This window comes from Mycobacterium sp. E1715 (genome assembly GCF_001667625.1).
GTDB lineage: Bacteria > Actinomycetota > Actinomycetes > Mycobacteriales > Mycobacteriaceae > Mycobacterium.
The window spans coordinates 1-8,604 of record NZ_LZJJ01000501.1 but is presented as its reverse complement, the minus strand read 5'-3'; the positions used below and the strand labels follow the sequence as shown (position 1 = coordinate 8,604).

General features: G+C 68.6%; 9 protein-coding genes and 1 pseudogene. 6 read left to right on the top strand and 4 right to left on the bottom strand.

Annotated features, from left to right (window positions below; genetic code table 11):
* The first annotated feature begins 172 nt into the window (after positions 1-172).
* Both A9X03_RS24785 and A9X03_RS24780 read left to right on the top strand, forming a co-directional pair.
* The gene (locus tag A9X03_RS24785; RefSeq protein ID WP_067781502.1) at positions 173-820 is read left to right on the top strand and encodes a heme-binding protein; all 648 of its coding nucleotides are present in this window, start codon (positions 173-175) and stop codon (positions 818-820) included.
* A gap of 46 nt (positions 821-866) precedes the next feature.
* A complete protein-coding gene (locus tag A9X03_RS24780) occupies positions 867-1,700 on the top strand; it encodes a class I SAM-dependent methyltransferase (protein ID WP_067750587.1) in 834 nt (277 codons plus the stop codon).
* A 2-nt stretch (positions 1,701-1,702) separates the two neighbouring features.
* On the opposite strand, the gene A9X03_RS24775 is transcribed toward A9X03_RS24780, so the two are convergent.
* Positions 1,703-2,713 (bottom strand): NADP-dependent oxidoreductase, encoded by a 1,011-nt coding sequence (locus A9X03_RS24775; RefSeq protein WP_067750590.1) that lies wholly within the window; start codon positions 2,711-2,713, stop codon positions 1,703-1,705.
* Between A9X03_RS24775 and A9X03_RS24770 the strand changes: the two genes are divergently transcribed.
* Both A9X03_RS24770 and A9X03_RS24765 read left to right on the top strand, forming a co-directional pair.
* Positions 2,714-3,439, top strand: coding sequence for a hypothetical protein (locus tag A9X03_RS24770; protein ID WP_231969122.1), 726 nt, complete (start codon positions 2,714-2,716; stop codon positions 3,437-3,439).
* 29 nt (positions 3,440-3,468) lie between these two features.
* A complete protein-coding gene (locus A9X03_RS24765) occupies positions 3,469-4,314 on the top strand; it encodes an SAM-dependent methyltransferase (RefSeq protein ID WP_068263462.1) in 846 nt (281 codons plus the stop codon).
* 1 nt (position 4,315) lies between these two features.
* Here the strand turns inward: A9X03_RS24765 and A9X03_RS24760 are convergent, their stop codons facing one another.
* Complete coding sequence (locus tag A9X03_RS24760) at positions 4,316-5,164, bottom strand: family 16 glycosylhydrolase (RefSeq protein WP_067750596.1); 849 nt, start codon at positions 5,162-5,164, stop codon at positions 4,316-4,318.
* Positions 5,165-5,896: 732 nt separating this feature from the next.
* A complete protein-coding gene (locus tag A9X03_RS24755) occupies positions 5,897-6,568 on the bottom strand; it encodes a cutinase family protein (RefSeq protein ID WP_067781510.1) in 672 nt (223 codons plus the stop codon).
* A 102-nt stretch (positions 6,569-6,670) separates the two neighbouring features.
* Between A9X03_RS24755 and A9X03_RS24750 the strand changes: the two genes are divergently transcribed.
* Positions 6,671-7,333, top strand: a complete 663-nt coding sequence (locus tag A9X03_RS24750; RefSeq protein ID WP_067781526.1) for a class I SAM-dependent methyltransferase — start codon at positions 6,671-6,673, stop codon at positions 7,331-7,333.
* 11 nt (positions 7,334-7,344) lie between these two features.
* Here A9X03_RS24750 and A9X03_RS24745 read toward each other — a convergent pair whose 3' ends face one another.
* On the bottom strand, positions 7,345-8,265 hold the full coding sequence (locus A9X03_RS24745) for a prenyltransferase (RefSeq protein WP_369831413.1): 921 nt from the start codon (positions 8,263-8,265) through the stop codon (positions 7,345-7,347).
* A 128-nt stretch (positions 8,266-8,393) separates the two neighbouring features.
* Here A9X03_RS24745 and A9X03_RS29480 point away from each other — a divergent pair.
* Positions 8,394-8,525: pseudogene (locus A9X03_RS29480) on the top strand (SAM-dependent methyltransferase); the annotation flags it as partial.
* Positions 8,526-8,604 lie beyond the last annotated feature (79 nt).

Here is an 8,604-nt window from a genome sequence, read left to right as displayed (position 1 = left end):
GGCGCACGCCCATCTCGTGGTGAAAGACGAGGGCGGGTCGGCGTCGCGCTCGGGCGGACCCGCCGTGCGGCACCATGGCGTAGGTGGGTCGATGCGATCAGGGCACGCGCCGGCCCCTGCGCTACCGGCATCGGACGTGGTGCCGTCGCGACGCTAAAAGGAGATCGACCAGATGATGAACCCGATCAAGATCGCCGCGCAGGTGGCCGAATCGCTGCTGGCGGTCGGTGGTGTGCGGGTCGGCCTCGAGGAGCCGGCGTACACACATAAACGGATCACCGACACCGTCGAGATACGGCGCTACGGTCCGCGGATTGCCGCCGAGACGATCGTCGACGCCGACGAGAACCGCGCTCGCGACGTCGGGTTCCGGCGGCTGGCGGGCTACATATTCGGCGGCAATCGGGACAATTCATCGATCTCGATGACCGCGCCCGTCAGCCAGCAGTCGAGCCCGGGCGGCCGGCAGATCGCGATGACCGCGCCCGTCGTCCAGTCCGCCGGCGACGAGGCCGGCTGGGCGATCCGCTTTTTCATGCCCGCGAAGTGGACGATGGAGACGCTGCCCGCGCCCGACGACGATCAGGTCCGGCTCGTCACGGTGCCGCCCGCGACCGTGGCGGTGCTGCGATTCACCGGCGACCGGAGCCCCAAGGCAGTCGCCTCCCGCACCGCGGAACTCCTGAAGATATTGCAAGACAAGGGGATTGAGCCCACCGGAGACGGGGAAGCCTGGTTCTACGACCCGCCCTGGACGGTGCCGATGCGGCGCCGTAACGAGATCGCAATCCCCATCGACGCGGCCTCGGCGCCGTGGTAGCCGGGCTGCTGGCCGGCGCATTGCCCAGCGATTACGGCTTCGCGTGATGGGAGATGACCACAAGAAGGTGGACGCGCGGCTGCTCACCGGTGTTTCCGAGACGGCCCTGCTGACGCTCTACGGAAGAGCACACCAGGCGGCGCGCCCCGACGCGATCATCGACGATCCGATGGCAGTCAAGCTCGTCGATTCCATCGACTTCGACTTCGAGAAGTTCGGCCGCCGCGGCCAGGAGATGGCGCTGCGCTCGCTGGCCGTTGACCGATGCGCGATCGACTACCTCACCGCCCACCCCCGGGCCACCGTCGTCGCGCTCGCGGAGGGCTTCCAGACGTCCTTCTGGCGCTTGGACCGCGCGCTGCCCGACCCGCAATTCAGTTGGGTCTCGGTGGATTTGCCCCCGGTCGTCGAACTTCGTCAGCGGCTGCTGCCGCATCCGCCGCGAATGACCTATCTCGCCCAATCCGCCCTCGACTACACCTGGATCGACGAGGTCGACGCCCGCGACGGCGTGTTCATCACCGCCGAAGGCCTGTTGATGTACCTGCAGCCCGACGCGGCGCTGGGGCTCATTTCCCAGTGCGCCAAGAGCTTCCCCGGCGGCCAGATGTTCTTCGACCTACCGCCAACGGTGGTCAAGAAGGTCGCACGAAAGGGGCTGCGCTCCTCCAAGCGCTACCGGGTGCCACCGATGCCGTTCAGCCTGTCGGTGCGTCAACTTGCGCAGCTGGCGCGCACGACGCCCGGAATCCGCGCCGTGCACGACGTACCGATGCCCGCGGGGCGGGGGGTGTTCTTCGGGACGCTGTACCCCGCGCTCTGGCGGTTCCCGCCCGCGAAGCCCTACCGCGGGGTCTACGCCCTCCTGGAATTCGGCTGAAATCAGCCGATCTTGACCACCAGCTTGCCGACGTTCTTGCCGTCGAACAGCATGTTGATCGCCGTCGGCAGCTGCTCGAACCCCTCGACGACGGTCTCGAGCGGCGTGAGCTTTCCCGCTTCGATCAGGCCGGCGATCTCGCCGATCGCTTCGGCCGCGCGCCCGAAGTGGTCGAGGACGATGAAGCCCTGGACGGTGGCCCGCTGGATGAGCAGGTTCCCGAACGCGCGCGGACCGGGCGGGGGGTCTTCGGCGTTGTAGCCGGAGATCAGGCCGCAGAGCGCGACACGGGCGCCGATGTTGAGGCGCGCGAAGATGGCGTCCATCAGGTCGCCCCCGACATTCTCGAAGTCGACATCGATGCCGTTGGGTGTCGCCGCGGCCAGCTGGGCGGCCCAATCGTCGGCGCGGTGGTCGACCGCCGCGTCGAAGCCCAGCTGATCGGTGAGCAGCGCACACTTCTCGGGACCACCGGCGATCCCGACGACACGGGCGCCCGCCGCCTTGGCCAGTTGCCCGGCGACCGAGCCCACCGCGCCGGCCGCCGCCGAGACGACGACGGTCTCGCCGGGCCGGGGCTTGCCGATGTCGCGGATCCCGATCCACGCGGTGAGCCCGGTCATCCCGAGCGCCCCCAGGTAGGCGCTCGGCGAGATGCCGGGTGCCACCTCCACCGGGTTCACCATCGCCGTGTCCGTGAGCACCGCGTACTCCTGCCAGCCGAGGAGCCCTTGCACCTGCTGCCCGACCGCGTAGGAGGGGCTCTTGGACGCGACCACCTCGCCGATCCCGGCGGCGCGCATGACCTCGCCGAGCCCGACCGGGGGCAGGTAGGTCGGGGTGTCGTTGATCCACATCCGGTTCGTCGGGTCGAGCGAGATCCAGCCGACGCGCACCAGCGCCTCCCCGTCGTTGAGCTCGGGGATCGCCTCTTCGGTCAATTCGAAAGTGTTGGGGCCGATGCGGCCCGTGGGGCGTTCGCGGAGCAGGAAACGACGGTTTCGATCGGTCATATGCGCACCGTACCCTTCAACAAGAGCCCGCCGAACGAAAGGTTTTGCGCGGTGAACGTGATGTCGCGAATCGTCGTCGTCCCCGTCGTCGCGCTGCCGATCGCGGTCCTCTCGCTGCCCGCGACGGCCGCCGCCGACCCGCCGCCCACCCAGCAGATCACCGTCGTGGCCGTCGGCCCCGATGGCCAGCCGATCAACGGTTACCGGGTCGCGTCCGGACCGGGCAATGTCGGCGAGGCCAGCGACTGCAGCACGGCGTCGCCGTCCGCCGTGGCCGACAACGTCTACTCCTGCTCGCCGAGCGCGGCGGGCGCCGGCACCTGCTGGCCGTCGACGGCCGGATCGCTGCTGTGCGTAGATAATCCCTGGGACAAGAGCATGCATCGCGTGACGTATGACCGTCCGCTTCCGCCCGTGACCGCGCCCGCCACCCCGGACCCGTTTGCGCTGACGCTCGACGATGGCACCCGTTGCCGGCTCCGAAACGGCGGGGCCTGGGGTTGGCGCGCCGACGGCTACGAGGGCGCCTACTGGTGCGGTGACCCACATGCCAACCTTTCGGTGCTGTGGCTGCCCAGCCAGGGCGCCGGAAGCTGCATCGACCGCTCGTCGGCGACGTGGACCGTCAAGGTCGGTCAGCTCGGCACGGGGGAGGCCGCCCTGCCGCCGCCCCAAACCCGGACGGTGGCGGAAGCGTGGTTCGCGGGGGGCAAGGCCGGTCAATAGGCCGGCGCGGCTGCTGCTATAACGCAGGTATGTCCACCCCCAGGCACACGATCACCCACGTCTCGGACACGGCCCGCTGGACCGCGCTGCACCGGGCGACCGAATCGGCCCGCCGCGACGCGCTGTTCAACGACCCACTCGCCGAGCGCCTCGCCGGCGAACACGGCCGTGAGATCGTCGCCGACGTCCCGCGGTCGAGCCGCAACGGATGGTGGCTGGTCGCGCGCACGAAGATCATCGACGACACCATCGCCCAAGCGATCGCCGACGGCTGCGACCGCGTGCTGAACCTGGCCGCGGGCCTGGATACCCGGCCGTACCGGTTGCGGCTTCCGCCGGAGTTGACGTGGGTGGAGGCGGACCTGCCCAGGCTGCTCGAGGAGAAAACGCAGTCGCTCGCCGACCAGACACCGCACTGCCGGCTGACCCGGGTTGCCGTCGACCTGGCCGAACCGCAGGCCCGCGCTGCCTTCCTTGACGACGCCCTGCGTGGCGCGACCAAAGCGCTGGTGCTGACCGAGGGATTGTTGATGTATCTGGATACCAGCGACGTCGTCGCGCTCTCCGCGGCGCTCAAGCGGCCCGAGGTGGCCTGGTGGATGCTTGATTTCGGCGGCCCCGGCTTGAAGAAGATGATGAACGAGAAGATGGCCGGCATGCGCCAAAACGCACCGTTCAAGTTCGCACCGGAGAACGGGTTGGCGTTCTTCGAGGACCTCGGCTGGCGCGTCGCACAGGCGCAGTCGCTCTTTGTCGCCGCGAACCGGTTCCGTCGGTTACCGATTTTCATGCGGCCGCTCGCTTGGTTGCCCCAGCCGGATCCGCGTCATCCCGGTAGCAGGCCCTGGAGCGCGACGGTGCTGCTCACCCCGTGAGCTACCAGACGCGCATCCAGTCCACGAGCATGTCAGCGGGATAGGACCCTGGCCCTGGGTCGCCGCCACCGGAACCCGCCACCGCGAGGTTGAACACCGGATAGACCGTGTAGCCGGGCGCGTTGAACGGCCAATCCGGCAGAGAGCTGGCCGGCACGTCGAAGTAGGGCTGCGCGCCGTCGGCATAGTCCTTCCAGAACCGGATGCCCGCCTCGTCCCACTGGGTTCGCCAGGTGTGCCAGCCGCTGTCCATCGCGATGTTGTGGGTCTTCCACTCTCCGCCGTTGGCTTTGGCGTGGACGGTGGTGGCGGAGGGCCAGCTGCCGTTGCCGTACCACTCCATGACGTCGATCTCGCCCTGGTCGTCGTTGCCCAGCCAATAAGCCGGCCAGGCGCCGGCGGTCAGGCAGTTCAGCTTGATGCGGGCCTCCCAGGTGTGGCCGACCCCGCCCCGCCAGAGGCTTTGAACCTTGCCGCTGTAGTAGGTGGGTCCGTCCTTCGCCGCCCGGAGCACCAGGTTGGAGTTGCCGTCGAGGAAGACGTTGCGGCGATCGTCGCGGTACTGCCCGATGCGATCGGGCTGCTCCCAGTACGTCGGGTCCTTGATCGTCTCGCGGGCCTTGGCCACGGTCCACTTCGAGGCGTCGGGCGCCGAGCCGGCGGGACCGTCGAATTCGTCCTGGAAAATGTAGGTGCCGGTTTGGCCGCTGGGCGCTTCGGGAGCGGGTGGGCGATCCGCCGGCAGGCCCCGTCCCGAGGGGCGGGCCCGGGCCTCCGGCGCAGGCAGCGCCGCTGCCAGCACGCCGATCCCGGTCGTCAACATCATGCGGCGGCGATCCATCTTGGGCATACGCAAGGGACCATAGCAGCCGCCGGCCCGGGGGCAGAAGCCGGAATTGTCGTCGGTGGCTGCCGCTAACGTTTCGGATCGCAGGCGGGCCAGCGCGGACGTCGGCGTGAAGCGGCTGATGGATTAATCAAAATTCACGGCCAATTCTCAACTTTGTGGGTGGTTTGGTCTCAGGATCGTCCGGGCATTCTGGATCACAAGCCGATAACCACAAGTCGTAGAGCTTTTGCGGGTTGCGCTGAGAGGAGTTAACGATCGTGGCTAATACAACGGGAGCGACGGTTATTTTCCTTCAGTCCCATCCGCGATGGACTGCGGCCCAGCGACACGAGCGCGAGCGCAGCGAGGCGATGCGCCGCCACCCCGCTTTCCACGCCCGTCAGCGCGCCGCGGTATCCGGCGGCGAGGTGGTCCCGCTCGTCCGCGACTTCAAGCTGTACTCGAGCACAAACACTTCGGCCTGAGAATTTCCGGGCGCAAATTGCGCCAAAGGTGGCAAGCGGTCTTACTCGCCCGGCCGAGCTAATCGCCCCGCAAAAACGATCCGATAACTCTGCGCGTCCGGCACGCCGACCATCGGGTCCCTCGCGGGCCCCACCCTCCTGACCTTTCGCATTGCAACCGTCGCCTTTCGCGCTACAAAGCGAGTCGGTCGCGAAAAGCGATGGGCAACAATTGTTTTCCTGGCCCGGTTCTCTGCGGGGACGCCGGCGCGGAGCCCCGCCTGAGGGGTCAGAGCTTGCCGGCGACGAAGTCGGCGGCCTGGTTGGCCATCCCGGCGTCGATGTACGCACCGGCCAGGTGCTGGGGCCAGTTGGCTTTCCAGGTGTTCGGGTCGGCCGGGTTACAGATGGGGTCGGCGCCGTGGCACAACTCGATGGTCCGGTCGTTGTAGACCGGGCTGAAGTTGGTGATCGGGCCCACCCACTGGCTGCCGTTGCCGAACAACGCCACGGCGGCGATGTGCTGGTCGGCGCCCGAGGGCAGGGGGCTGTCGAAGCCGAACGCGCCGATGGGGGCGGCGAGCACAACGTCTGTCACCGCCGCGCCCAGCGAGTAGCCGCCGAGCACCAGCCTGGTGTTCGGGCAGTTGGTGATCATGTCCTGCACGTGGCGGCTCATGTCGTTGGCGCCCTGAGCGACCTCGGTGTCGGCGGGGTAATTGACGGCATAGACGCCGATGTTCTTGTTGACCTTGGACCGGAGCGCACTGATGAAGGCGTTGCCCAGCGCGCCCGCTCCGGGCGATTCCATCCGGCCGCGGGCGAACACCACCTGCACCGGGGGACAGTTGGCGGCCGCGGCGCGGGGAATCGCGGGCGACGGCAGCGCAGCCGGCAGCGCCAGCGCGGCCGCGGTCAGAACCGCGGCCAGGCCGATGTCACCGAGTCTGCGGGCGAGCACAGCATGATCGTAAAGCGATCCCGCGTCCGCCGCTGGTCAATGTTGCCGGCCGCCTTGGACCACCCCGATCGGGTGCCGCGGGTGACCGATAGGTTCTTCGGTGTGAGTCACACCGACGTCGGATCGACCGAGCGCCTGTTCGCATTGGCCGAGCAGGTGCGGGGGTTCCTGCCCGCCGACGAGGGGCACGCGCTTCACGACGCCGCGCTGCAGTATCTCGGCGGCGGCGTCGGTGTCGAAATCGGCACCTACTGCGGCAAATCCACGCTGCTGCTCGGCGCGGCCGCCCGACAAACCGCGAGCGTGCTCTACACGGTCGACCACCACCACGGCTCCGAGGAACACCAGGCCGGCTGGGAGTACCACGACGCCTCGCTGGTCGACGAGGTCACGGGCTTGTTCGACACCCTGCCGACGTTCCGTCGCACGCTCGACGCCGCGGGGCTGGACGACCACGTCGTCGCCATCGTGGGCAAGTCGCCGGTCGTGGCCGCCGGATGGCGCACGCCGCTGCGGTTTCTGTTCATCGACGGCGGCCACAGCGAGGCCGCGGCGAACCAGGATTTCGACGGCTGGGCGAAGTGGGTCGCCGTCGGCGGGGCGCTCGCCATCCATGACGTGTTCCCTGATCCCCGGGACGGGGGGCGGCCCCCGTATCACATCTACTGCCGCGCAATCGATTCCGGCCAATTCCGGGAGGTCTCGGCGACCGGATCGCTGCGGGTGCTCGAACGCGTGAGCGGCGAACCGGGCGCGCTGATCTGACCGAACTCAGGTCACCAGCCGGGGCCGGTGGCAACGCATTCGCAGTCGAAGTCGGTCTGCAGGCCTATCGGTAGTCCCTCCCCGCGGAAGATCCCGGCGCCCGCGGTGGTGTCAGACAGCGCATCAGCGGCGAGGATCATCGCCGCACCCGTCCACGTCGTCCGCTCCTCGGGCCAGCGCTTCCCGTCGGCGAACACCAAACCGGTCCAGTACGAGCCGTCCTGCTCACGGAGGTGCTGCATCGCGCCGAACTGCCGATGGGCTGCCGACCGCTGGCCGATCGCGTCCAGCGCCATCACCAGTTCGCACGTCTCGGCGCCGGTCACCCACGGCCGGTCGGCCACACAGCGAATGCCCAGGCCGCCGACCACGAAATCGTTCCAGCGCTCTCGGATTCTCGCGGCCGCCTCGGGTCCGCGCAGCGCGCTGCCCAGGATGGGGTAGTACCAGTCCATCGAGTAGCGGTCCTTCTCGGTGAACGCCTCGGGATGCGCGGCTATCGCATGGCCGAGCCGGCCCAGCGCCAGTTCCCACTCCGGCTGCGGCTCGCCGACCAGGGCGGCCAGCGCCAGGGCGCACCGGATGCTGTGGAACACGCTCGCGCAACCGGTCAGCAGCGCTTCCTGCAGCAGACCGGCTTCGCTTCGGGCCCAACAGATCTCGCCATAGCCGACCTGCAAGTCGATGACGAAGTCGATCGCCTTGTGCACCACCGGCCACATCCGTGCGGCGAAGCGCCGGTCACCGGTGACCAGCACGTGGTGCCACACACCGGTGGCGATGTAGGCGCAGAAGTTGCTGTCGCTGTTGCCGTCTTCGACGACCCCCGCGCGGAGCTGGATCGGCCAGGAGCCGTCGGCCCGCTGGGTCCGTCGGCTCCAGTCGAACGCGGCGCGCGCCGGTTCCAGCAGTCCGGCGGCGGTGAGCGCCATCGCGCACTCGACATGGTCCCACGGGTCGGTGTGGCCGCCCTCGGACCAGGGGATGGCTCCGGAGGGTTCCTGGATGGCCGCGATGGACCGCGCGGTTTGCCGGCATTGCTCGGGGGACAGGACGCCCGCGACCGAGGGTGACGCAGTTGGCCGAATCGCTGCTCAATCCGCTGGTCGGCAAGAGCGTGGCCATGTACTTCGTCAAGCATCCGGCGGCAGAAAGCCAAGCGACGGTGGGATATTCAGTTGCGTCGGGTTAACCCACCCTCGGTCGCGGGCGTCCTGTCCCCCGAGCAATGCCGGCAAACCGCGCGGTCCATCGCGGCCATCCAGGAACCC

Excerpts from the sequence above, each read along its gene's own strand:
- A9X03_RS24785 (WP_067781502.1), top strand. The coding sequence starts at position 173 with ATGATGAACCCGATCAAGATCGCCGCGCAGGTGGCCGAATCGCTGCTG.
- A9X03_RS24775 (WP_067750590.1), bottom strand. The coding sequence starts at position 2,713 with ATGACCGATCGAAACCGTCGTTTCCTGCTCCGCGAACGCCCCACGGGC.
- A9X03_RS24765 (WP_068263462.1), top strand. The coding sequence starts at position 3,469 with ATGTCCACCCCCAGGCACACGATCACCCACGTCTCGGACACGGCCCGC.
- A9X03_RS24770 (WP_231969122.1), top strand. The coding sequence starts at position 2,714 with ATGCGCACCGTACCCTTCAACAAGAGCCCGCCGAACGAAAGGTTTTGC.
- A9X03_RS24780 (WP_067750587.1), top strand. The coding sequence starts at position 867 with ATGGGAGATGACCACAAGAAGGTGGACGCGCGGCTGCTCACCGGTGTT.
- A9X03_RS24745 (WP_369831413.1), bottom strand. The coding sequence starts at position 8,265 with ATGGCGCTCACCGCCGCCGGACTGCTGGAACCGGCGCGCGCCGCGTTC.
- A9X03_RS24760 (WP_067750596.1), bottom strand. The coding sequence starts at position 5,164 with ATGCCCAAGATGGATCGCCGCCGCATGATGTTGACGACCGGGATCGGC.